Origin of the sequence: Cytobacillus sp. FSL M8-0252 (genome assembly GCF_038007345.1) — a bacterium.
GTDB classification, from domain to species: Bacteria; Bacillota; Bacilli; order Bacillales; family Cytobacillaceae; genus Cytobacillus; species Cytobacillus kochii.
This window is the reverse complement of the sequence record NZ_JBBOWZ010000001.1, coordinates 2233279-2258348: the sequence shown is the minus strand read 5'-3', so window position 1 is coordinate 2258348 and position 25070 is coordinate 2233279. Positions and strand designations below refer to the sequence as shown.

26 protein-coding genes are annotated in these 25070 nt (G+C 36.8%); 8 read left to right on the top strand and 18 right to left on the bottom strand.

Annotated elements, in window-relative coordinates; all coding sequences use genetic code 11:
* The first annotated feature begins 101 nt into the window (after window positions 1-101).
* From MKX83_RS11555 to MKX83_RS11540, 4 genes are all read left to right on the top strand, one after another.
* Window positions 102-542: a hypothetical protein gene (locus MKX83_RS11555; RefSeq protein ID WP_341055418.1), complete on the top strand. Its 441-nt coding sequence runs from the start codon at window positions 102-104 to the stop codon at window positions 540-542.
* 171 nt (window positions 543-713) lie between these two features.
* The gene (locus MKX83_RS11550) at window positions 714-1904 is read left to right on the top strand and encodes a glycosyltransferase family 4 protein (RefSeq protein WP_095373396.1); all 1191 of its coding nucleotides are present in this window, start codon (window positions 714-716) and stop codon (window positions 1902-1904) included.
* Window positions 1905-1916: 12 nt separating this feature from the next.
* A complete protein-coding gene (locus MKX83_RS11545) occupies window positions 1917-2834 on the top strand; it encodes an NAD-dependent epimerase/dehydratase family protein (RefSeq protein WP_095373397.1) in 918 nt (305 codons plus the stop codon).
* A gap of 22 nt (window positions 2835-2856) precedes the next feature.
* Window positions 2857-4053, top strand: coding sequence for a glycosyltransferase family 4 protein (locus tag MKX83_RS11540; protein ID WP_341055414.1), 1197 nt, complete (start codon window positions 2857-2859; stop codon window positions 4051-4053).
* Window positions 4054-4188: 135 nt separating this feature from the next.
* Here the strand turns inward: MKX83_RS11540 and MKX83_RS11535 are convergent, their stop codons facing one another.
* The 6 genes from MKX83_RS11535 to MKX83_RS11515 all read right to left on the bottom strand — a co-directional run bounded on the left by MKX83_RS11535 (window position 4189) and on the right by MKX83_RS11515 (window position 9017).
* On the bottom strand, window positions 4189-5031 hold the full coding sequence (locus tag MKX83_RS11535) for a dTDP-4-dehydrorhamnose reductase family protein (RefSeq protein WP_095373399.1): 843 nt from the start codon (window positions 5029-5031) through the stop codon (window positions 4189-4191).
* Between the two features lies 1 nt (window position 5032).
* Entirely contained in the window at window positions 5033-6019 is a 987-nt protein-coding gene (locus tag MKX83_RS11530) for a polysaccharide biosynthesis protein (RefSeq protein WP_095373400.1), read from the bottom strand.
* Window positions 6012-7103, bottom strand: coding sequence for a non-hydrolyzing UDP-N-acetylglucosamine 2-epimerase (gene wecB, locus MKX83_RS11525; RefSeq protein WP_307314169.1), 1092 nt, complete (start codon window positions 7101-7103; stop codon window positions 6012-6014). Before wecB ends, MKX83_RS11530 begins: the two co-directional genes overlap by 8 nt.
* 229 nt (window positions 7104-7332) lie before the next feature.
* Window positions 7333-7629, bottom strand: coding sequence for a TIGR04104 family putative zinc finger protein (locus tag MKX83_RS24635; RefSeq protein ID WP_445293162.1), 297 nt, complete (start codon window positions 7627-7629; stop codon window positions 7333-7335).
* Between the two features lie 20 nt (window positions 7630-7649).
* The gene (locus tag MKX83_RS11520) at window positions 7650-8447 is read right to left on the bottom strand and encodes a PHP domain-containing protein (RefSeq protein WP_157733994.1); all 798 of its coding nucleotides are present in this window, start codon (window positions 8445-8447) and stop codon (window positions 7650-7652) included.
* A 24-nt stretch (window positions 8448-8471) separates the two neighbouring features.
* A complete protein-coding gene (locus tag MKX83_RS11515; RefSeq protein ID WP_341058614.1) occupies window positions 8472-9017 on the bottom strand; it encodes a M15 family metallopeptidase in 546 nt (181 codons plus the stop codon).
* 139 nt (window positions 9018-9156) lie between these two features.
* On the opposite strand from MKX83_RS11515, the gene MKX83_RS11510 reads away from it, so the two are divergent.
* Window positions 9157-9333, top strand: coding sequence for a CsbD family protein (locus MKX83_RS11510; protein ID WP_341055411.1), 177 nt, complete (start codon window positions 9157-9159; stop codon window positions 9331-9333).
* Window positions 9334-9373: 40 nt separating this feature from the next.
* Here MKX83_RS11510 and MKX83_RS11505 read toward each other — a convergent pair whose 3' ends face one another.
* From MKX83_RS11505 to MKX83_RS11490, 4 genes are read right to left on the bottom strand one after another with little or no spacing between them, the layout of a single operon-like run.
* Window positions 9374-9940 carry a GNAT family N-acetyltransferase gene (locus MKX83_RS11505; RefSeq protein ID WP_341055409.1) on the bottom strand — a complete coding sequence of 189 codons (567 nt, stop codon included), beginning with the start codon at window positions 9938-9940 and terminating at the stop codon, window positions 9374-9376.
* A gap of 52 nt (window positions 9941-9992) precedes the next feature.
* A complete protein-coding gene (locus tag MKX83_RS11500) occupies window positions 9993-11600 on the bottom strand; it encodes a YndJ family protein (RefSeq protein WP_341055407.1) in 1608 nt (535 codons plus the stop codon).
* The gene (locus MKX83_RS11495) at window positions 11593-12183 is read right to left on the bottom strand and encodes a DUF4166 domain-containing protein (RefSeq protein ID WP_341055405.1); all 591 of its coding nucleotides are present in this window, start codon (window positions 12181-12183) and stop codon (window positions 11593-11595) included. The genes MKX83_RS11500 and MKX83_RS11495 overlap by 8 nt, the downstream gene beginning before the upstream one ends.
* Complete coding sequence (locus MKX83_RS11490; RefSeq protein WP_322909277.1) at window positions 12180-13091, bottom strand: DoxX-like family protein; 912 nt, start codon at window positions 13089-13091, stop codon at window positions 12180-12182. The genes MKX83_RS11495 and MKX83_RS11490 overlap by 4 nt, the downstream gene beginning before the upstream one ends.
* A 264-nt stretch (window positions 13092-13355) precedes the next feature.
* Here MKX83_RS11490 and MKX83_RS11485 point away from each other — a divergent pair, with 264 nt between their 5' ends.
* The 3 genes from MKX83_RS11485 to MKX83_RS11475 are packed head-to-tail and all read left to right on the top strand — an operon-like array spanning window position 13356 to window position 16039.
* On the top strand, window positions 13356-14393 hold the full coding sequence (locus MKX83_RS11485) for an ABC transporter substrate-binding protein (protein ID WP_341055403.1): 1038 nt from the start codon (window positions 13356-13358) through the stop codon (window positions 14391-14393).
* Window positions 14394-14411: 18 nt separating this feature from the next.
* Window positions 14412-15212 carry an ABC transporter ATP-binding protein gene (locus tag MKX83_RS11480; protein WP_095373409.1) on the top strand — a complete coding sequence of 267 codons (801 nt, stop codon included), beginning with the start codon at window positions 14412-14414 and terminating at the stop codon, window positions 15210-15212.
* A gap of 14 nt (window positions 15213-15226) precedes the next feature.
* A complete protein-coding gene (locus MKX83_RS11475; protein ID WP_095373410.1) occupies window positions 15227-16039 on the top strand; it encodes an ABC transporter permease in 813 nt (270 codons plus the stop codon).
* Window positions 16040-16220: 181 nt separating this feature from the next.
* Here MKX83_RS11475 and MKX83_RS11470 read toward each other — a convergent pair whose 3' ends face one another.
* The 8 genes from MKX83_RS11470 to MKX83_RS11435 form a co-directional block, all read right to left on the bottom strand.
* A complete protein-coding gene (locus MKX83_RS11470; RefSeq protein WP_322909276.1) occupies window positions 16221-17243 on the bottom strand; it encodes a zinc-binding dehydrogenase in 1023 nt (340 codons plus the stop codon).
* Window positions 17244-17549: 306 nt separating this feature from the next.
* The gene (locus tag MKX83_RS11465) at window positions 17550-18323 is read right to left on the bottom strand and encodes a sporulation protein (protein WP_322909275.1); all 774 of its coding nucleotides are present in this window, start codon (window positions 18321-18323) and stop codon (window positions 17550-17552) included.
* Window positions 18324-18621: 298 nt separating this feature from the next.
* A complete protein-coding gene (locus MKX83_RS11460) occupies window positions 18622-19809 on the bottom strand; it encodes a CaiB/BaiF CoA transferase family protein (protein WP_095373413.1) in 1188 nt (395 codons plus the stop codon).
* Window positions 19810-19834: 25 nt separating this feature from the next.
* On the bottom strand, window positions 19835-20641 hold the full coding sequence (locus MKX83_RS11455; RefSeq protein ID WP_322909274.1) for an enoyl-CoA hydratase/isomerase family protein: 807 nt from the start codon (window positions 20639-20641) through the stop codon (window positions 19835-19837).
* Window positions 20642-20654: 13 nt separating this feature from the next.
* Window positions 20655-21737 (bottom strand): acyl-CoA dehydrogenase family protein, encoded by a 1083-nt coding sequence (locus MKX83_RS11450; RefSeq protein ID WP_322909273.1) that lies wholly within the window; start codon window positions 21735-21737, stop codon window positions 20655-20657.
* A complete protein-coding gene (locus MKX83_RS11445; protein WP_322909272.1) occupies window positions 21734-22888 on the bottom strand; it encodes an acyl-CoA dehydrogenase family protein in 1155 nt (384 codons plus the stop codon). The genes MKX83_RS11450 and MKX83_RS11445 overlap by 4 nt, the downstream gene beginning before the upstream one ends.
* Before the next feature lie 180 nt (window positions 22889-23068).
* The gene (locus tag MKX83_RS11440) at window positions 23069-24016 is read right to left on the bottom strand and encodes a C40 family peptidase (RefSeq protein ID WP_341055393.1); all 948 of its coding nucleotides are present in this window, start codon (window positions 24014-24016) and stop codon (window positions 23069-23071) included.
* Window positions 24017-24261: 245 nt separating this feature from the next.
* A complete protein-coding gene (locus tag MKX83_RS11435) occupies window positions 24262-24993 on the bottom strand; it encodes a YwaF family protein (RefSeq protein ID WP_322909270.1) in 732 nt (243 codons plus the stop codon).
* Window positions 24994-25070: the final 77 nt, after the last annotated feature.

Genomic DNA, 25070 nt, shown 5'->3' with positions numbered 1-25070 from the left:
TTCGGGCTCAATTCGTTAAAAAAATGGTGAAACTTGTCCAAGCACCTTACACTTCATTCACATAATGTATTACTAACTGACAAGCAAAGGAGGTGAACATTATGGGAACATTTTTAGATTCACAAAGTTCACAAAACTCAACAGCTAATGGTCAGATTAGTATACCTGTAACAGCTACACCAGCATTATTCGGTACATTAGGCTTGAATTTAGCAGGTGCTGGTGCTAATCCACGTGTAACATTTTCTATCAGTGCCGCCTTCACTTCATTAGCTACAGTGTTAACACCGATTGTCGTCAACGTATATCGTGTGGTGAACGGTACCCCAAGCCTCATTTATTCAGCCACACAATCATTAGCAGTTGCAGGTCTCGGAGTAGCTTCAACTACTGTATTATCTTTCAATGGTGCTGATTACAACCCAATTGATTCAACGACTTTTCCAATTTATCGCGCAACAATCAATGTAGGAGGCGGGGTAGTGTTATTTCCAACACGAACAGGACCAGAAACATTTTATGCACCTGCCTATTCTGATTAATTCTTGAATGACGCAAAACACGGACAATATATGTTTTTAACATGTTTTGTCCGCGTTTTAATTTGAACAGAGCTATTCTATTTATGATATTTAGCAGGTATACCCGTCTATAACCGATTATAGCGCACTGCATATACATAGTATGTGGACAATCAAAAAGGAGAGGAACATATGAGGATTTTATTTGCAACCTTTTGGCAAATTCCGCATGTTGGTGGCGTATGGAAATATATGAACCAACTAAAGAATAGATATGAACTACTTGGTCATACAGTAGATATCATTGGCTTTACTCAAGGTCATAAAGCACTTGCGGTCATTAATCGTAATATTTTTATCCCTACACCCGCTGGACAACCACCTATGGCTGAGAGTAATGATCCAATTATTGGCTCTTATTCTTCCTTATTAGACATATATATAAATTGTTTCAAACAAATTGACCTTAGCGAATATAATGTCATACATGCCCAAGATATTTTCTCTTCTATCGCAGTCAATCGATTAAAACACCCTCACACTGCATCAGTTACTACAATGCATGGATGTGTAGCTCAAGAAATTATTGATGCCCATTATCATGGGCAAATAGAAAATCGCTCCATCGAAGGTGTTCAATATTTCTGTCAACTTGAAAAACAAGGAGCCGAAGCAAGCGATTGTACGATTGTGGCAAACCAATGGATGTATGAAAAGTTGATCTCCCAATTCGGTGTATCGAGTCAGCAATTAAACATTTTACACTATGGCTATGATATTGAAGCTTTTACTGCTAGCGCTAAGGAAACAACCAATATAAAAAAACCACGGAATAAAAAAGTGATTATTTTCACAGGGAGGTTCACACCATTCAAGGGAGTGAGGTTTCTTATTGAAGCACTTTCAATGCTTAAGAAAAAAAGACGTGATTGGGTATGTTGGCTGGTAGGGAACGGTCCTGAAGAGAACGAATTGAAAAAACTTGTTAAAGAAGCACGATTAGAGAAAGATATTGTCTTTCTAGGGCAACGAGACGATGTCCCTGCCTTACTGCAACAGTCAGATATGCTTATTTTACCAACGTTAATTGAGAACCAGCCTTTATCAGTTATTGAAGCACAAATTTCTGGGAAAGCCATTATCGCTAGTCAAGTCGGTGGTGTCCCCGAGATGATTCAACATGGAATGACAGGCATGCTAGTACCTCCAAAAAACGCCTACCCCCTTTATGAAACGATTGCTTATCTCTTACAAGAGCCAGCATTCTTGAATAATCTCGGTATGCGTGCCAAACATTTCGCACATGATTACTGGCGTTTAGCCCCAGCCATTGATTGTGTTATTGCCGTTTACGAAAAAGCCTTGAAGACAAAGCAAACATAGGGAGGAAGAAGCATGAATATTGTTATTAGTGGAGGAGCAGGATTTATTGGTTCACATTTAGTAGACTATTTTGTAAAAGAAGGAGCTAAAGTATATGTGATTGATAACTTCTCATCTAGCACAAATAAAAATATCCACCCTGAGTCAATCGTTCTTGATTGTGATATAAGAAGTGACAAAATAAAGCAACATTTTTCTAACATAAAACCCGATCTTGTTTTCCATCTTGCTGCTCAAGCAGATGTAACAAAATCTATCAAATATCCAACTGCAGATGCAGATATTAATATCGTTGGTACAATCAATCTACTAGAAGCTAGTGTACAAGCAAAAGTAAAACAATTTATATTCTCCTCTACCTCAGCTGTTTACGGAGAATCATCAGAGGATATTATTCACGAAACAGATTCCACTCAACCAATCTCCTACTACGGTATGTCAAAATATGCAGCAGAAAATTATATCCGCCTCTACCACCATTTATATCAATTACCCTATACGATATTACGCTATGGCAATGTGTATGGTCCTAGACAAACACCAAAAGGAGAAGGTGGTGTTATTGCTGTTTTCCTTCAAAAGATTTTATCCGGAGAATCACTTAATATCCATGGTAATGGTGAACAAACGCGAGATTTTATATTTGTTGACGATATCGTTCTGGCAAATGTGTCTGCTAGTAAACAAGTCTCAAATGATACCTTTCATGTGAGCACAGGTTTAAAGACTTCAGTTAATCAAATCATTGAAAAACTCTCGCATATTCATTCCAAGCCGATAAAGAAACAATATGTTACAAGTCGCCAAGGAGATATAAAAGATAGCTGCCTTTCCCGAGAAAAAATCAAACAGAAACTCAATTGGATACCAAACCATTCTATCGACGAGGGCTTACTACAAACCTATCAATTTATGAAAAACAAAAGCTAACTTAATGTAAAGGAGCTTTTTTATGAAGATTCTATTAGCTACGTATTGGGCGATTCCTCACTTAGGGGGAGTGTGGAATTATATGATTCAGTTAAGAAAAGGGCTTGAGGCACAAGGTCATGAGGTAGATCTAATGGGGTTTAATACACAAAACCGTCATGTCATTATTATTAATAAAGATATTAGTATTCCGATTACAACGTTTCCTCATACAGAACTTCCGCCTGATGAATTAATTGTTAAATATACCGCTTATCAAAGCAAGGAATATGAGAAGGCAGCTGCTCAATTGGATTTGGAAGCATATCATATCATACATGCACAAGACGTTATTGCAGCCCGGGCAATTGATCACTTAAAACTCAAACACCCTGCTCTCATTACAACTATACATGGATCCCTGACAAAAGAAATAAAAGAACAGTTTTTCCAAGACCCTTCATCAAAACTGGAGAATTTATCGTATTTTAAGAATTTAGAATACATCGGTGGAATGGCAGGTTATACCACTATTGTAGCTAATGAATGGATGAAAAATATTTTATGTAATGATATTCACATCGAGAGTCATCAACTAACTGTCCTTCACTATGGGTTTGATATTGATGATTTCTTATTACGAGCTGCAAAACCTGCAAACCATATTAGAAAAAGAAAAAAAAGACAGAAACTATTCATATATACAGGTAGACTCATTAAAGCAAAAGGTGTACAGTATTTGATCACCGCGTTGTCATATTTGAAAGAACAAAATAATGACTGGGTTTGTTGGATCATTGGTGATGGCGAAGAAAAACAGCATCTACAAAAACTAACGAATGATTATCATTTAAGAAATCAAATTCTCTTTTTAGGAGAAAGAAATGATGTCCCCTCTCTATTACAACAAGCTGATCTATTCATTTTACCAACACTCTCAGAAAACCAGCCTTTATCAATTATCGAAGCACAACTATCAGGATTAGCTATTATCGCTAGTGATGTAGGAGGCATACCTGAAATGATTGAAGATGGCGTAACAGGATTTCTTACACCGATAGGAGACTCAAAGAAACTAGCCGAAAAAATGGCTTTCTTACTACATGAGGATATGGTCAGAAGAAGTATAGGTACGAAAGCATTTGAGTTTGCTACTAGTCACTGGTCGTTAGCTAACGCCATTAAACTAGTACTCCCCCTCTATCATCAGGCGATACAGAAAAAACAGATGAATAATTGAATTAAAAAAACGATCAATCCGGTTTGATTCGCTAAAAATCTAAATGCGAATAATTTAAGAAAGAACTGCACCTCCAATTGTTAGGTCATGCGTCTAACCATCAGAGGTGCAGTTTTTCCTTATAGTTGATGACAATTATTCTCTTTCCTTCATTCTTTCCATCTCTGCTTTAAGCTCAATAAGCATTTCTTTATATGTTGGGAATAGATAGGAAAAATCTTTCCTTACCGTTTGCACTGTACGATCTAACTTTTCTACATCATCAGAGATAATCGATATATCATCTTTGTGAAATACTTCTTTTATTAAAGATAAGAGCTCATATTTTGAAACAGCTTGAGGCATACCTAAATGATACAGTCCTTGTATATCCTCCTGGATCATTTGATGAATCGCTTTCGCTAATTCTAAAGTTGTTACGCCATTCCAATACACATTACTGAAACCTTTTATGGTACCTGTTTGTTCCATAAACCATAAGAATAGGCCAATACCGTCCTGCTTTAACTCCGGACCTATAATTGATGTTCTTACAGTTAAATGGGGAGGTGAAGATACTTCACCTAATTGTTTCGATTGCGCATAAATAGATGTACCATCTGTTATGTCTTCTTCAGTATATCCACCCTTATCGCCTAAAAACACACAGTCAGTACTAATATGGATGAGACGACCGCCCCTTTTTTCCATAATACCTGCCAACGCTTGTGGCAGCAGACTATTCACTTGAAAGGCAAGCTTTGTATTAGCGCTCGCATGCTCGTTTAAGATACCAACACAATTTATAACGATATCTGGTTGTACTTTATCTATAACCGCTTCGACATCTGTTGTACGGGTCACATCTAAATATAGTTGATGATCACTTTCTGAATGTCCTCTTGAAGTTGTGTAGACGTCAAAGGTTGAATACGCATGAAAATAGGAGGCAAGCATGTGACCTGCCATGCCCTTCCCTCCCAAAATTAATAATTTCATTTTAAATAAACCCGCCCTTCTTCAACATCTTCCTCAGCTCCTCTTTATCCATTAACGATTGACCAGAATTATATTCTTCTAGATTAATCGGTTGATAATCTTTATAATAAGCCTTCAAACCATCGATATGAATAGAGGGTAGGATAACATAGTATTCATCATCATAAGTGACGGTCATTGTACTTTCATAATCTGATAGTAAAAGTTCATGGATTTTTTCTCCTGGTCTTACTCCAAGAATTTCTGTTCCAATATTCGGTTTTCCTGATGCCTCAATTAATAAGTCAGCGAGATCAGTAATTTTGCATGCAGGCATTTTCATTACAAATGTTTCACCACCGATACTTTCAAAAGTTGCTTTAAATACCAATTTAATTGCTTCCTCTACTGTTAAGAAAAATCTTGTCATTCTTGGATCGGTGATACCTACCTTTCCCTTTTCTTGTATTTGTCTCTTAAACACATGAATGACACTTCCATTTGTACCAAGTACGTTTCCGCCTCTTATACAAACAAACTTTGTAGCCGAGTTTAATGTATTGGCATGGATAATCAATTTCTCCCCCATCGCTTTAGATAAACCGTAGAAGTTCGACGGGTTAGAAGCTTTATCTGTGGATATATATACAACTCTTTCTACTTTATTAATAATCGCTGCATCTATGACATTTTGTGTTCCAATTACATTGGATTTTAATGCCTCAATCGGTTGGTCTTCACATACAGGAACATGCTTAAGTGCCGCAAGATGGAAAACATAATGTACTCCTTGTGTTGCTTCAATCATTGCATCTTTTTCTTTTATATCTCCAATTAAAAAATGTAATGAAGGATGATGATCAAATGCTTCTTTCATTGAAAATTGATTAGACTCATTTCTAGATAGTATTCTTATCTCTTTCGGTTGTAAGAAAAGTAATTGCTCGACGAGTTCATAGCCCCATGACCCTGTTCCGCCGGTTACTAAGATGATTTTATCTTTAAACAACTGTCAGTCCCCCTAATAGTAGTTTGATTACTTTATCTGAAACATCCTCTGCTTCGTAGCCTTCAGGCAATTTCCAACTTGTCGGCTGACTCGTCATTATTTTTGCACAGGAAAGTATTCTTTCTGCATCAATACCAGAAATCATATTACTTCCACAGGCTAATGTTTCAGGTCTTTCTGTTGTATGGCGGATCGTTACAGTTGGAATATAGAATAAACAGCACTCCTCTTGGACTGTTCCACTATCCGTTAATACACAGAAAGCATTTTTCTCAAGCTGTACAAAATCAAAAAAACCAAATGGCTGATGGAATTCGACTAATGGATGTAAAACGAAATCGGTAAGGTGATCGATTTTGGATTTTGTGCGGGGATGAATACTGCAAATGACACGTTTATTAAAATGGTCAGCTACTTGATTAACGCCATTTAATATCTCAAGCAGCCTTTCTTGATGGTCGACATTTTCAGCTCTATGTGCAGTAAGTAACAAATAATTTCCTTTTTGTAGTGATAATGAGGTTAAGATATTACTTTGATTAATTTGGACCGAATAGTGTTGGATGACTTCATTAATCGGATTGCCTGAAGTATAAATTCTTTGTGGGGCAATCCCTTCTCTTAATAGGTTTTCTTTACTTCCTGGTGTATAAGGAAGGTTAACTGTTGAAATCGCATCAATTACACGGCGGTTTTTCTCTTCAGGCACTTCTAAATCATAACAACGATTCCCTGCCTCCATATGGTATACTGGAATTCCCATGCGCTCAGCTAAAATAGCACTGAGTCCACTATTGGTGTCTCCTAATACGAGAATTTTATCTGGTGCCTCATCTTGTAATATACCTTCTAGCTCGCTATACATTTTGGCTAATTGTTTCCCTAGTGATTGCTGTTTTGATGCTAATATATAATCAGGTTGTCTTAAGCCTAGTTCTTTAAAAAAGATATCGCTTAATTCGTTTGTAAAATTCTGACCAGTGTGTACAATAAGATGTTCATCAATTAATTGATCGAGTTTTTTTATGATTAAACTTAAGCGAATAATTTCTGGCCTTGTCCCCAAAATTGTCATGATCTTCATCCCTTCACTCCCTTTCCTTTCCATTACTAGACCATAGCACTTTTTTTATCTAATATTAATTTATGCTTGTATCTCGACTTTGCTATAGGCAAGTCTTTGAAAGATAAAATTGAAACATATACCTAAAAGGGGCGAAGGCAGTGGAGTATATATAATGAAAAAAAGCTATGATGCAATGGTATTTACCATATCATCATAGCAAGCAAAATTTTAGTTCTTCATTAGTTCACTACATTACATAATCATCCTTAATGAATCGGATAAAAAAAGGCATGACAAGACAAATAAGGATAAATACGAAGCCACTGAATAGATATACAATGGTTTGCGAAGGGTTAAAAAGATAAATAAAAGCGATCATAAATGAGGAAACGAGCGGTAAAAAGAAAGTAACTTTTCTTGACCTTACACTTTGATATTGATTTTCACCGCAATACATACACTTTATTGCCCTTCTAATAGTAAATAGCCTTTTAAATGTTTGCATCCAACTCCACTTGTGATGGCAATGTTGACAAATAGGCATGACAAACCTCCATAATTCCATTATCGTTTATAACCAAATTCACCCAAATAGTGGGCGTATGTATGAAAATCTGATCCGCCTGTTTGCAGAATCTCATATTTTTTTGCCATTCTTTTGTATTTTTTCACATCTTTACTCGTATGCCTGCGATGCCAAACTTCAATACCATCGAGACCTAAATGCAGTAATTCTAACACTAATTGGTCATCTTTTATGAGCCGGGGATGAGCTAGCACAGCATGTCCACCAGCCTCATGAATAGTGGCAATCGCCTCTTCCGCAGACATCGTATCGAGTGGAACATGTGTTGGGCTATCATCACTGATGTATCGCCGAAAAGCATCAATCTTACACGATGCATAGCCCTTTTCAACTATAGCCATGGCAATATGGGGACGACAAATAAGCTCTCCTACCATCTGTTTTCTAATATCTCTCATATTAATATGCACGCCATAAGAGTTTAACAGTTTTAACATCTTGTTGGCACGATCTAACCGATTTTCAAAAATTAATGCAAGCTTTTTTTTAAGATGATTAGTTGGGTGAATACCGTAACCTAATATATCAATTCTTCTGTCTTTATATGATGATGATAGCTCAATCCCTCTAATAAGTTGAATAGGGAGATTGTGGGAGATGCTATATGCCTCTTCCACACCATTAATCGTATCGTGATCTGTAATACTGATAGTCTTTAATCTTTTTTCAACAGCATATTGCATTAACTCAAGAGGTGTTAGTTCACCATCTGAGGCAGTCGTATGCAAATGCAGATCAAAACCTTCCTCTTTAGTTACAGCAGCAATATCCAACACACTCAATCCCTCCCTTAACGATAATTATTCTTCTTCTGGTGGTCTTTTCCCCCTTTGTAATTCATTAATCGATAAACCAAAGTCATATTGCAGATGCGGGTAATCTTTAAAATGCTGCCAATCCCCACCCCATTCAAATCCTAACTTTTTCGCTTCTGCAACTACTTCATCCCAGTCAGCTTGGCCATTTCCATTCCCATCATATGTCATATCCCATACAACCTCTCCACCTTTTGTGACTAGTGCAAAATCAACAGCTAACCCATAATTATGATAAGATTCTCCACCTTTGGCATGTGTGACAATCTGTCCTTCTTCATTTCGCCCTTTTGCATACAGCTCATCTTGTTCATGTAAACTGCGATAATCATCTGTAATCAATATAGTGATTCCTTTGTCTTCTAATGATGTGATTAGCTGTTCTGTCTTAGCTCTTACTTCGGGATGAACCTCAACTGGTAAAGGTACATCTTTATACTTAAATAATGAACCAAATAAATATTGGATAAATAATAATAGAATAATAATTAATATGAGCACAAATACAAACGCCCTAAAAACTTTCACCATCTTCACCTTTTCTTTTCCCCCACACAAAGTTGTCTCTTTTCAATAGTTTATCAGTTTCATAAACGAATAATCGAAGAAAAAGGTTTCAGTTTTTTGATAAAGGGAATAAATGTAACAAACTTCAAAAGGAGTGGTACAAATGAATAAAGAGCAGATGGATGGTCTTAAAGATAAAGTAAAAGGAAAAATGAAAGAAGAATATGGTAATAGTACAAATAATACATCAAAAAAATCTGAAGGTAAGATGGATCAAGTGAAAGGAACAGTTAAAGAAAAGTTCGGCGATGTGAAGGAAGCTTTTAACAAACAAAAGTAAGAAAAAAGGTGATGATTCCTTTCATCACCTTTTTTCTTCTTTACATTCTGCTATTATCGAAAAAATAACTCATTAAGATGAGATCATCATACTCATTATAACGATTTTTCACTGCCTGCCTTTTAACACCTTCGACTGCAAAACCCGCACTCTCATACAAGTGGATAGCAGCTTTATTTTCAGCCAGCACTTCTAACTCTATTTTTTCTATTTTTGGATGTTGTCTACCCCATAAAAGTAAACTTGAAAGTAACGCTTTTCCTACCCCTTTTCCACGAAAAGATTGACTCACACTCATCCCGAAAGTTCCTGTATGCGCAATTTTCTTTCGACTGGCTACACTAAAATCTAACCTGCCAATAATCTCCTCTCCAAAAACAGCAATTAACAATAACTTACTTGGACCTTCAAGTATTTGCTGAACTTTTTGCTGTTGCTGTTTGAAGGAAAGCTGATATTCATTGGGCTCAATCAATAAATAAGGAGATTGCTCTATGACATCCTTAGTAAACAGTAGCAACTCATTGGCATCCGAGCTTTCAGCATGTCGTATATAAAATTTCTTCCCATCTAACATACGAAATCCTTTTATTAACATCTTTCCCATTTAAGGCACTCCTTAGCAACCTATCATTTAATCATGCTAATATAGTTCTACTCTAAGTATTTTTTTCCTGCCTATTTTCAATCTCATAGGAGATAAATAGAAAAGAGATTCCGAATATCCACATATGATGATTCGCCATTAACTTGCCATCTTTTGAAACAAACATCGTAAATTTTTCATTTAATGGCAAACGGAAGAAGTGATTTCTCCATTGAAAATATATCCCTTCATGCGACTGCTCATTTTCTTGAAAACTAGTTAATACTAAGTTCTCTTTATCCATCTTCAGTGAAAGAATACCGGTCATAGCAGAGAAAGGAAGGGGTAGACTTATATTCATATATTTTTTCCCTAAATGTTCATGTGCTGCATATAAAGCAATAAAGCAAACGTCATTGTTTATTTTTCTCACCCACGCTCGGGGATTTGTTCGCCCATCGACTTTAGATGAGACCGATACCAACTCACCGTTCATTTCTATTTTATTGCTATGGAGGGGTAAATGGATTTGTTTAACGAAGCGGCTCACTTGGTAATAACAGAAAGCAAATGGTTTAAACCATTTAGCCCAATGTACAGTTGCATACAAGTGAAACTCGCCCGTATGTTCATAAAAATCTCGGTATGGTTTTGGAATCGAACGGGATGAATAACTTTGTAGTTCTTCAACAAGTCCCTCTACTTTTCTATTGTCTTTCACTTTAGTTAAAACTTCTTCACCAACCATCATGCCACCTCTCACATGACTCAATGGGATATTATGCTTAACAAAACGACTTTGGGGTCGGATAAAAAACCAAGCTAAGCAACCACATAAAGCAAAAAAGACACTATTCGTTATACCATGAAATTGAAGCATGAAAGGAATAGTAATCCCTTCATTTCCACCAAATCGACTTATGATATAGGCAACAGAAAATAAAATGGTTACACCTAAGGAAGCAAATGAAATGACAGCTAAGGATTTGTAAAACAATCTATGAATTCGTGCTCTTAATGCATAATAAATCAGTCCATAGATTCCATATATATAAAGAACGACGGATACTACTTCTAACCAATAAGAAACAGCAATGCCAATTGCAAGAAGAAGCGGTGCAATAAGGACGGCTGTGCTACAGTAATAAAAACCCCTTCGCTTCCCTTTTAGTACGCGTCCTAAAAAACCAGCAAAAACCGGTAATAAAAAAGAAGCATAATGAAAATGGATACTCGTTAACCAAGTAATCATTGGAGAAAAACCAGTATCAATTCCATTATAATGAGCAAATGTCCATAATCCTCCAATCGCTAAATAAATCAAGCCAACATCAATCAAAAATTCTTCAAAGAGAGTGAAACCTCGATTTAGAAAGCGCCATACCCCATAAAAACATATGAAAACCGTATAGAACAGATAAATTGTAGAGAAAATCCAATTGGTCTCACCTGAAGTGAAAACCGCTAGTATAAAAATCGAAAGGACACCAATTGTAATGAATAGCCATCCGTATCTGTCTATCCAATCCCCTTTCTCAACAATAAGCAAGATCATTGTCGGAACATAAATCATTTGTGCTACGGTCAAAAGTAAAAAATATCCACTATCGATTGATACGATAAGTGTGATAATAAATAAAATGATGTATAGGATAAGTAATGTTTTTTTCTGTCTATTCATCAATAAAAGTCCCTTCATATGTGAACAATGTACCTATAAGCCGATTCATTACTTTTACTTTAATTCGAAACCGGCCAATCTTCTCATCAAATTGTTCATACACCTCTGCTTTTACTTGAAAGAAAGAGGGAATCTCTACCTCGTGTTTACCAATAAGCAACTTTTGCCGACCCGACACAATCTTTAGACCACCACAAGGTTGTACTTGAAAACATAGTGATGAGTATAAAGGGGACGGATATCCTAAAAAATCATCCACTTCTCTCGTCTGTTCATTCCACCTCATGTTTGCATCAAAAAAACGTACTTTCCCACCAATGAAAAACTTCCGCTCCCAATACACTTCGTTTTTTTCTACATTCAACGTATTTTTCACTTCAAACGGAATATTTTTACCATATTCAGGGAACATTAAGCGTCTTTTTGTCGCTAAATATAAAAAAGGGCGTAGCCACCATTTATTTTCAATCATGTCCATTTTCCCTTTTCCTATAAAAGTTGCCTCATTGAAACGGTATCTTTGCTGCATTCTCTTATGTAATTTTTCAAAATGTTCACCTAATACTTGCTCATACATAGTCATTTGCGCTTTTTCACTCTCCTACAATTTTTAGCAGACGGTAGATGAGCCGAACTTAACCACCCAATCAGGGCAAGTATAATTAAACTAGTGTTAAACGTAAAAGGATTAAAGGGGGCAGTCATTAAAGATGGAATTCCGACAATTGCCGCTATGCCTAAAGCAAATAAAAGCAAGAGGGCTATTATAAACAGCTTCCCTTTTCGCTGAATAAATAAAAAGCTCAAGCCAAAGGCAATCTCACCTACACCAGCTATTACCGTCAATATTTTCGCATGCGCATATGAGACTGGCAATACATCAGTAATCATTTGCACCTCTAGGGGATGTTGTGTAATCAATTTAGGAACCAAACCGTGATAGATCCATATAAAAGCAAATAGAAAAGTAACTATCCAGTGAATGATAAAATTTCGATATTGCGTCTGAGGACTTTCCCCTTTTTCTAACCATCTTCGCAATACATCGAAACTAAGGGCCGTTGACCATCCTAATAAAGGTCGGAAAAAATAGTTATCTAGCAACATACCAAACTTACCTAATGGGACATCATAGTCATATTGGGTAATAAATAATGTCTTATTTTCTCCTTTAGGTTCATATTTCCAGTATCCTCTACCTTCCCTTATTGGCGAAAACGAATAATCGGTACCGAAATGAAGCGATGAAGTCTTTTTTCCATCCCTATCTACGCTACCTTTTGTTTTCCCCCATCCTATTATTTCTAAAAGTGGTGGGATATTTCGCTTATATGTAAAAGTTTGTACATCATCATCCAGTATTTCTTCATAGTGAATGCTTGAGAACCTGATATCCCATTCCACATGCTTAGTAGGTTCTTGTGTGTATGTCCAAACGTCATCTAGCGCACGATTGATATCAATCTCCACATAAATCGGTTTAGGCTTCATCAACCCACCTCCCTTATTTACCATTATAACTGATAATAAACGGTTGAATCACCAAATGTTGGAGAATAATCCATTCATACATAGGATTCTTTAATTAGATTAAAAGACGAAATTCTCCTTCGACTATCTTTCTACTCTAGAATCGGTAAAAGATATATCGAACTCATCAAAATAAATAAAATATTCAAATAATATTGACATTAATCAAATCTTTTTTGTATATTTAAAACTATGTATTATATATAAAACAAAGGAGGAATTAACATGAAAAGCACTTTATTCACTTTATTACTGTCAACACTGCTCCTTCTGACAGCTTGTGGAAATGCTTCTTCTACTACAGAGGATGGGAAGACCGCACTTACTTTTGCAGAGCCAGCACGAATTCTTTCCTTCGCCCCTCTCTATGTGGCAATTGAAAATGGATATTTTGAAGACGAAGGGATCGAGGCAAATATTGCTTCAGGTGGTGGTGGTTCCCAAGTAACAGCGACTATTCTTTCAGGAGATACACAATTTGCGCTAGCTGCACCACGTGCCATGTTATCTGCCATTGAGGCAGGAGAAAACCTTGTAGCCATCCAAGGATTAAATTCTGCTCTCACATATGAAGTAGCGCTGTCTGAAGCCTTTATGAAAGAAAAAGGCATAACAAAGGAATCCACTGTTGAGGAGAAAGTAAAAGCATTAGCTGGTGCAAAAATTGGCTCTAATCAAGTGGGAGATTCCGGCGATGTTTATTTACGTTATTTAATGGAAAAGTATGGACAAGATCAATCGACCCTTGAAACAGTAAAAATGGAAGGAACAGGATCAAAAGTCGGTGGAATGCAAGAAGGTATTATTGATGGTGGAATTGCGTCACCTCCATTCTCTGCACTGGTTGAAGCAGAAGATGGTGGTTCACTTGCACTCGAACTAAGTGAAGAAGAAATGTACGCTGAACTAGCTTGGGAGATTGTTGTTGCGAAAAGAGACTATATCGAAGACAACCCTGAACTTACTACAAAAGTTGTAAGGGCATTAGGAAAAGCGATTGAATTTACTCGGGACAATCCAGGTGAAGCTGCTGGATTAATTACAGGGTATTTTGAAGGAGTTGATCAAGAAATATTAGAAAAATCACTCACTTCATTAAAACCAACCTATGTCGGGTATGGTGAAATGACTCAAGCTGCATGGGATCACGCACAAGACCCTTTAGTTGAATTAAGTGAAATTTCTGGTGTAAGCCAAACTCATGATACGGCTGAAGAAAAACTTTGGACAAATCGTTACTTAAAAGAGGCTTTCCCAAAATAATAGGAAAGGAAGGGTACGATGAAAGATACACAATCAATACCTAAACTGCAAAGTCAATTCCTCGATGTCACTTATATGAACCATAAAACCGGTCAAGAGGTAACTGCTTTAAAAAATATTAACCTCGCCATTCAAGAAGGAGAATTTATTTGTATTGTCGGTCCATCAGGTTGTGGAAAAACAACTTTCTTAAATACTGTGATCGGTTTTATTGAACCGAGTAATGGGTCCATTCTTTTAGATAATAAGAAAATAGTCGGACCTGGGAAAGATCGCTCTATGGTCTTTCAATCTCCGAGTCTCCTTCCATGGAGAAATGTAATGGACAACGTCTTATATGGGGTAGAATTACAAAAGAGACTGAGTCCTGATACAAGAGAGCTAGCGAAAACATATATCGAAATGGTTGGCCTCAAAGGATTTGAAAGTCATTATCCGCATGAACTATCTGGTGGTATGCAACAACGAGTAAACCTTGCAAGAGCCTTAACAGTGGAACCCTCCTTACTACTTTTAGATGAACCATTCTCCGCTCTTGATGCACAAACAAGAGAATTTATGCAACAGGAACTTGTGAGAATATGGAGTGAAACGAAAAAAACAAGTATTTTTATCACCCATCAAATCGACGAAGCTGTTTTTTTAGCTGATCGCGTTTTTGTGTTTGGTGCAAGACCTGGCCATTTAGTAGAAGATATTTCGATTGATTTAGTAAGACCAAGAGAATTGAAGATAAAAAGAGAACCACATTTTCTACAATATGTTGACCGTATTTGGCAGTTAATAGAAAATGAGTCAGCAAAACAAGGATTCGCCTAAGGAGGAGACATTCAGTGAGTAAAACCGAAATGACATCCACCATTCCAGTGAAAAATAAATCGCTAAAAATAAAAACAAAAAAAAGCACCGTCTGGATTAGTGTAACTTCCGTTATTCTATTTTTAATTTCTTGGGAATTGATTTCTTATTATAAGCTTATTAACCCACTATTTATAAGCTCACCTATTAAAATTGTTGAAGCGGCTACGACACTTTTTGCAGATCCTAGGTATTGGCAACATCTAGGTGTTAGTGCTTATGAATTTTCACTTGGGTTTATACTGGCTATGGCGATAGGGATTCCGATTGGCATATTTGCAGGGTGGAATCGTATTTTCAACAGTATAATTAGTCCATTTGTATCCGCTCTATACGTTACGCCAAAAGTTGCATTATTACCCATAATCATCATTGCTTTTGGGATTGGTGTGGCATCTAAAATCGTCGTCGTATTTTTAATGGCATTTTTTCCTATTGTCATGAGTGCACAAAAGGCCATGTCCACTCTAGATCAAAACTTAATTAAAGCAGCTCGTAGTTTTACCGCATCTGAATTCCAAATATTTAAAACGATTGCTCTCCCCTCCACAGTTCCTTTTCTTCTAAACGGTATTCGCTTAGGGCTAGGACAGGGATTAATCGCAATTGTCGTTGGTGAAATGTATGCATCTACAGCTGGTATTGGTTATCATCTCACACATGCAGGCCAAAATTTAAAAACTGCGGAAATGTTTGTAGGTGTCGTTGTAATCGCTGTTTCTGGTGTCATTCTCACCGGCATTATCGGCTTGATTGAAAAAAGATTTAGCTCATGGAAACCTGAATAATTATCAATAAGCAGCATAAAAAGGTTGAACTTATAGTAATGATAAGATCAACCTTTTGCTATTTATTTTATATGTTTTTCATTTTTGCATGTCAGTTGGGATTTGATATCTTTGATGAGTGGATGATAATTTCATAGCTGGCCTGGCAACGATAAATCATGTTTAATACCATTTTTCCTTCTTAGTCATGCGGTATTTTTAAAACCATTTTCCCAAATACCTTTCCTTTATCCATTTTCTCATGGACACTTTCAATATCTTGTAGATCATATACTCCATCAATTACTGGCTTTAACTTATGAGCCCCGTAGAAATCAATCACTGATTTAAATTCAGAAGCACTACCCATTGTTGTCCCTAGAATATGTAATTGCTTAAAGAAGATTCTTGGCATCACAACTTGCTCTACCGGTCCTAATGTCGCACCAAAGGAGACGATTTTACTACCAGGTTTAGCCAAATAGATGAGATCATTAAAGGTAGATCCACCAATACTATCAATACTTAAATCGGCACCACCTGATAGTGCTTTTAATTCCTTCACCCAATCCTCATTGCGGTAGTTTACTCCATCAGTAGCCCCTAGTTCCTTAGCATAAGCAATTTTCTCATCACTGCTTGAAGTAACAAAGACCGTCGCTCCTTTTGCTACAGCAATTTGTAATGCAAAAGTCGCAACACCTCCTCCAATACCCGGAATAATAACGGTATCAGATGGTTTGACCTCACCTTTTGTGACAACGGCTCGGTATGCTGTAAGTGCGCCTAATGGAATGGCAGCTGCTTCTTCTAATGTTAAATGAGAAGGTTTTTGTAGCACATTCTCAGCAGGTACTGTCACATACTGTGCATAAGTCCCGTTTGAGGGAACACCAAGTACTGTATGTTTAGCTTGAGGATAGTCAATGTTATCTCCCCAATCAAGCCCTGGATTGATGACAACTTCACTACCTAGAGCGATACCTGAAACCCCTTCACCTAATGCTGCAATGACACCTGCCCCATCAGAACCTAAAACAGAAGGAACCGCGATTCCAGGATAAGCACCATATCGGATAAATACATCACGACGATTAACAGCAGCATAATGTAATCTCACGAGCACTTCACCTTTTTTGGGCTGTGGTGTCTCTACTTCTTCATAATATAATGGAGCAATCATATTTCCTTTTTTCATTTTGTCTTTTAATACAACCGCTTTCATTTATTCTACCCCTTTCCAAACCTCTCCTGTATGTAAAGCAATTATTTTACTTAATTAAACATAATACAAGTATACCAAACCAAGTGATTAATTCAAAAATTCTGATTTATTAGAACATCTATAGATTGACTTAATATGCTTGAAACGACAAATGCGAACATATCCAATGAAGATTATCCTCTGATATGTTCGCATAAAATCACATTCATAAATAAACATAATAGCTAAAATCATTGTCTTGTTAAGCTTCTATTAGGCTATTATTCTACTTACTTCCAGCATATAACCAGTAAATATTGTTACATTTTAAGCATATTTGCGAATAAGCTCTGTAAGTTTCGCTTCCATTTGAGGGATATCATTTACAGACAAACAGACCCTTAATTTCGTCTCATCTGTTTCCATAAATTCTGAAAGAAAGGAGCCAAAGTCTCTTGCTCGACGGTCGACTTCAATGAGTAATTCCACATTACTTTCATTTTGCTTCATGAAGATCAATTCTATTTCATCCAACCGGCCTCGAAACTCTCCACTAGCAGGAACAAATTCCCACTCTTGAGCAAACGGATATTTATCTCTTAATCTTCTAGGTACTTCCTCGCATACTACTTCTCTTAACCTAAATCCAATATCCTCCATGCTATGTAAAATGGAAGAAGATAATTGATTAGGCTCAACCTTTATAAAATCTGTGTCGTTAGGGTCCATAGCGTTCTTAATATCCCCTGAAGTCTGTAACCAAACCTTTGTTTTTCCGTAAGTCATCGGTGTATCATAAGGTAATTGAAAAGAAAAAGGCACTTCTTTTTCTTCACCTTCTAAAACGGTTATATTTTGTGTAATCAATTGGCGACTCAGAACTGCTGTTTGTGTGCTTACCCCATTATCATCATTTTCGACATCATATTTACAGCATACTTCTATATATAAATGTTCAATCTGTTGATCTATTTTCCCACCGGTGATTGCAATGACACCGTCGATTTGTTCGCCTTGCACAAAAGATGCTTTTGCAAGTTTTGTATCCACTTTACAGCCACCTATACCCACACTAGCTAAAACTTTAGAAAAGAAACTCATTCATTTCTTCCTCCTCATCATATTCATCCTCATCTATATTTTACCATGTAGTGATAGATATCAACACATATTTTACTTGGCTTTTACTACTTCCGACACATATCCTGCTTCACATTTGCCAGGTAATTTGGTAAGGAATGATGAGAAAAAACAGGAGTTTCTCATCCATGTAAAATAGAATATCTAATGAAGTATCTTTCTGGTGCCAACACATCGGTAAAAAAGTGTTATTTTACTCAAATGAGAATAGGTAGATGAGCAATTCAATTATACGAATGTTTTAAAATATAAATCTTTCTCATATAACCCCTTGTTTTTTTAATGCTGCTATTTCTCCCTCATCCAAACCTAATTCCTCTTGTAAGAACAAATTTGTATGCTCTCCGAGGATTGGTGGTGCCAGATCACACCTTATGTTTAATCCAGAAAAACGTAAAGGACTTTTCGTTAATTTCACCTCTCCCATCACTGGATGTAACATTGTTCCAACCGTTTCTCTTGCAATTACTTGCGGATCATTAAAGGCTTGCGTAATACTATTAACTTTTCCAGCAGGAATACCGTATTGGGAAAACTTCTCTAACCAATTGTCTGCTGTATTTGCTAACATTTGTTCAGCTATCCATGGGACTAAGATATCTTTATACTCTAAGCGTTTTTCGTTTGTTTGAAACCTATGATCACTTACCCATTCTGGTTTATCTAATAGTATGCATAATTGTCTAAACAAATGGTTATTTCCTACACAAATCATTAGCGGTTGGTCTTTACAATCAAAAACTTGATAGGGAACAACATTATTATGTTGATTGCCTAATCTTTTAGATTCCATACCAGTATTTAGGTAGCCACTCGCAATATTGGCCATTGAGCTGATTTGCACATCTAGTAAAGATAAGTCGATATGCTGACCCACACCATTATTATCTCGCATCCTTAAAGCGGCTAAGATACCTATAGCGACATATTTAGAGGTAAGAATATCCGCAATTGGAATCCCCACTTTTGTTGGCTCACCATCAGGGTGACCTGTCACATCCATTAATCCACTCATCGCTTGAATAACTGGATCAAAACCTGGTTCTGTACGCATTGGACCTGTTTGTCCAAAGCCTGTTACAGAACAAAGTATAATCCTATTATTGATTTTTTTTAATTCATCAAAGTCAATACCAAGCTTTTTCAATGTCCCTGTTTTAAAGTTTTCAAGGACGATATCAGCTTTCGCTACTAACTGCTTAAAAATAGTCAATCCTTCATGAGATTTTAAATTAAGGGTAATAGAACGTTTATTCCGATTGGCTGTAAAATAATAGCTGCTGTGACCATTCACAAACGGCCCCCAATCTCGCATGCTATCAGTACCCATAGGTGATTCTATTCTAATTACATCGGCACCTAAATCAGCTAATATCATTGAACCAGCCGGTGCAGCGTAAACTCTTGATAAATCCAATACTCTAATTCCATCCAAGGCTCTATCCACGACTACCTCCCCCCTTCACATCCATTCATTGAAATTTCGGTTTTCTCTTCTCTGTTACCGCTTTTACTCCTTCACGATGATCTTCTAATTCGGTTGTGATTGCCATAAACGAAGAAATCATATCTAATGATGACCTTAGGCTCATTGTTTGATTTTGATAGACAGCTCTTTTAATGAAGCGAATGGCCGTTTGTGGTCCATTTGCTAATTTTTTGGCATAGTTCTCTGTAAAACCTTCCAACTCATCATCAGCAATTACAAATGTGACCAATCCCATTTCTTTCGCCTCATTAGCCGTCAATACTTTCGCTGTCCAAAGCATATCTAAAGCTTTGTCTATTCCAACTATTCTCGGAAGAAAATAAGCAGCACCATCCCCAGGAACTAAGCCGACTTTTGTATAACTTTCAGATAGCTTCGCTCCTTCTGCGGCTATGCGGATATCACACATTAATGCCATATCAAGACCTGCTCCAAATGCCGCTCCATTAATTTGTGCAATAACAGGTTGATCAATCTCTTCCAATAATAAAGGGATCCGTTGTACCTTTTTCCATAGTGAATTTTTTCTTGCAAGACCAGTGGTTACACGATCTTCATCAGAACGATAAAATCCCCTGCCTGCGCCCATCTCTTTCATATCTCCACCAGCACAAAAACCTTTTCCATTTCCTTTAACAATCACAACACGTATATCATTAGAATCTCGCACAGTCTGTAGTGCGTCAATCCATAAATCTAGCATTTCCTCACTAAACGCATTCATTGCATTTGGGCGGTTTAATATAATTTGTGCAATTCCTTCTCTTACCTCAAAATGTAAATCAGACATTTTCTTTACCTCCTTATAAAATGGATTTAACTTCGTGATTATCCACTAATAGTGACCAAATAGTGACTGGACTGTGTGCTATATAAGTGCTTAATTCCCCTTGCCAATAGCGCTCATTTCCAGCTTCATCACGCCATGACCATAACCGTTTTGTTAAATGATGCAGCGTATGTTCATATGTCATCCCAATAGCTCCATGGAGCTGATGGGCGGTCATCGCAATATCGCCTGCAACGGCACTCACCTTTATCTTCGTCAACATGATAGACAACGAATCATAGCTACCCTGAAGCATTTCCACTGCATTGTTAACAGCAGCTAAGCAAGCAGCGGTTTCTCCTACTAGAAGTGAGATATGTTGCTGCACTGCTTGAAAACGATATAAATTCTTGCCAAACTGTTTACGCTCACTTGCATAAGACAGGCACTCCTGTACTACTCGTTCACTAATGCCAGCAAGCATCGCCGCTTTAGCCAATGCATACAGTTGCTCTACTATTTTCTTACTCTCACAATCTTCTATTATTTTGATGGCTGAATCTCCAATATGAATGTCATGAAAAATCAAGGAATCACGTGGTTCACCGGCTAGATTCACCTGTTCATGTATCTTTGACTCGTTTACTGGTAAGAGGACCATCATCCACTCGTTTTGACATTTAGCGAGGGCAACGATTTCTTTTGCTACCCTTCCCCAAGGTACATTTAAAGCCTCTCCGCTTAAAATATAGTTACCGTTATGTTTCCTAACTTCCAAAGGGTTTTGTTCATTAAAATGGAATGATAACGGTTGATCATGAGTGATCTTCATCTCGTACTGTGACAGAATCCATTTACTAATTAAAGTTTCAGGTAAAGGTAGAGGAATTGGGTATTGACCAACTAATCTAATAACTGTAAAACCATCTTCATAATCTCCACCCACTCCACCATATGCTTCCGGTATATTTACTCCTGTTAGACCCATGTCATTTAGGGATGCCCATAACTCATCATCAAATAAACCCTTTTGTCCCTTTTCAAGTAAGTCCTGTGTAGATTGTTTCTTCAAAAATTTACTGGCCGAATCATAAATATACTCTTTTATTTCACTCATTCTGATACAACCCCTTTGGCAATAATTCCTCGTAAGATTTCCGTTGTTCCCCCTCTTAGAGTGAAACCTGGGCCATGCAAAATAGATTGTGTATACAGCTCACCGATAGACTTACTATTTAATAAATCAGGGTGCTTAGACAATACTAACCTCACCGTCTCTGCCACTTTTGTTTCAAAAGTTGTTCCTCTATCTTTAACAAGTGAGGCAATAAATGAAACATCCTTCCCCTCGTCAAGATACTTTGCCACACCAATAGATAAATTTCTAATGCTCCATAGCTCTGGAAGGAGCGAGAGCATTTCTGTTAATCCTTCTCGATCATTTATCCTTTTTAGTTCATCAATTACACCTGAAAATAATGGGTATGTACTGAGTATTCTCTCTGGTCCACTTCTTTCATAAGCAAGTTCTGCCATTCCTTGTTTCCAACCATTCCCGACTTGACCGACCACTTGTTCATCTGGAACGAAAACGTTTTCAAAAAATACCTCATTAAAATGATGCTCACCTGTTAAAAAAGTGATTGGGCGAATGGTCACACCATTAACATGTAAATCAACAATTAACTGACTCATACCATCATGGCGATTTTCTTCATCTTCTGGTGATGTACGACATAGTACGACCATATAGTGAGCGATATGAGCACCACTTGACCATATCTTTGAACCAGTGAGTAGCCAGCCGCCATCCGTTCGTACTGCCCGAGTTTTGATGGCAGCTAAATCAGAGCCAGCATTCGGTTCACTTAAACCAATAGCAAAGAAACATTCCCCTTTTGTGATTTGCGGTAAAAAAGTCTTTTTTTGATTTTCCGTCCCATATTTTAGAAGCAATGGCCCCGTTTGTCTATCAGCAAACCAATGAGCAGCAACGGGTGCACCTGCTACAAGCAACTCCTCTGTTAAAATATATCTATCAATGGCGCTCTTTTCACTTCCACCATACACTTGCGGCCATGTCATTCCAATCCAACCTTTATCACCTAGCTTTTTCGAAAAAGTAGATGATTCTCCACTTAGCCATGAATCACATGTAGGTGTAAAATGCCCGGATTGTATTTCTTCTCTTAAAAATGCACGGACTTCATTTCTAAATGACTGCTGATCTGATGTCAATTGAACAGTTGGCACTTCTAATTTAACCAATACTTTTCACCCTCTCATTTTATCGGTATTCGATACTATATATCTATATATAATATTTTATTTAAAATAGTCTTTTTTGTCAATTTTAAATATTTAGAATATTTACAGAGTAATTCAGTGTTTTAACCTAAAAAAGAGCACCTAGGAACTGTCTCCCAAATGCTCTTTTAAATCCAGTTTTTATAATGCCGTTTTAGCACCCAAATATTTCGGTTTCCAATAACTTGAAGACATATCAGCAATTGTTACACCTGTACTTGTTCCAGCATGAATAAATTGATTGTTGCCTAAATAAATACCGGCATGTGATGGTCCTTTTTTATACGTTTCAAAGAAAACAATATCACCTGGTTGTGGAGATGAAACAGATGTAGTCGCTTGCCAAATCGTCTCCACTGTTCGTGGTATGGAAACACCGATTTGATTAAAAACATATTTTAGAAATCCACTACAGTCAAACCCTGAAGACGGTGAATTTCCTCCCCAAGTATAAGGAACACCGATATGTTTTTTCGCTTCTTTTATTAATTGATTTACCTGTGAATGTTGGTTATTACTAGTTTGATTTCCACCAGCCGAGGAGTTAGATGAACTCACTTTTAATACCTGACCTGGACGGATTACATCCGTTGTTAAGTTATTCATATTTTTTAACTGCGCCACTGATAACTGATGCTTTGAGGCAATTAACCAGAGACTATCACCTGATTGTACTGTATAAGTTGATTGGTTTGTATTAGGGGTTGAAGGTGCCCCCCCTGAACTCACCTTTAGCTTTAATTTCTGCCCTGGATATATTCTATCGGAACTCAGCCCATTGATGTTTTTTAAATCAATGACAGAGATACCATGTTGATGTGCAATTTTCCAAAGTGAGTCTCCACTTTTGACTGTATAGGTACTTGTTTGTTCTGCCCCATTTACCTTCAGCTTTTGACCAACAACAATTGTAGAACTCTTTAGCTGATTCCACTCCTTTAATTGATTGATGGAAAGATTATATGTATTAGACAATTTCCATAAAGTATCACCTGATTGCACTGTATGTGTTTGCGCTGCTCCAACTTCTGCATATGTTGCCGCAAAAAGAGTAGTAGCCGCTGCTATTGACACGAGTTGTTTTTTCATCTCTTTGTACACTCCTAATCTATCATTTCTCATTCATGATAGAGTGCATACGAAGAAAAACAAACCGTGAAAAACATGGTTTATATGTAATATAATTACAATTTAAAAGAAAATACATACTAAACTTCCAATAGCATCCACAATAAACAGTTCTTTATCACTAAAACAAAATGTAACACAAAAGAAAATAGTTACATTTTATTTGTCCATTTTGTGACACCTATGAAAAAAATGGGCCGATTTAATCAACTAATTGTTTTTCTTTTCTCTAAAGGGTCTTTCCTCCTATCCTTAAAAGGAAGATACATAAGTACAAATAACAATACTGCTACAGCCTCAAGAACAAAAATGTAATAAGGATATGGGCCAAAAAAGTCGAGCACAGAACTCGTCGCTGGTTTTCGAGAAAGAAACATATAATTTCCATCCGTAACATAGTTAATAACAGCCGCTATAATCGCAAATATATTAAGAGAAATAAACGCAGCTACAACCCCTTTACTTGATGGAGAGTACTTGAAGCTAAATATATAAAGTAGAGCTGTCCATACGATGATCATATGGATAAAGAAAAATTGAAAATAACGAAAATGTGGGTATCCGAAAAACAATTCTGGCGTTAAGATAGCCATAGTCGCTCCCGCAATACCAATATAATAAGTTAATTGAAAGAGCAAACGTTTTTGTAAAATAAGTAATAGCAAACAAAGTAGCACACTAATCGAGCATAAGTGAAGAGGCAAAGCAAAAGAGACATCCCACTTTCCACCTATCCATAACCAATAGTGATAACTTCCTTCTAAAAAGAGCAAGAGCAATAAGAATATTACTCTTAACATCGTTTTATGTCCGGCTAACCTTTTTCTCTGGAAATATAAGAAGAAGGATCCTATTAAAAAGAGTACTACCATTACAAGGTGTGAAGTAGAAAATATCTCAAAGGAGTAGTTGCTATGGTTTTGCTCAAATAGTTGCATAACATTCCTCCAATATATGTATCTAATTGTCCCTTATTGTTCTATTACAGAGCTAGTAGCAGGATCAAACATTCACA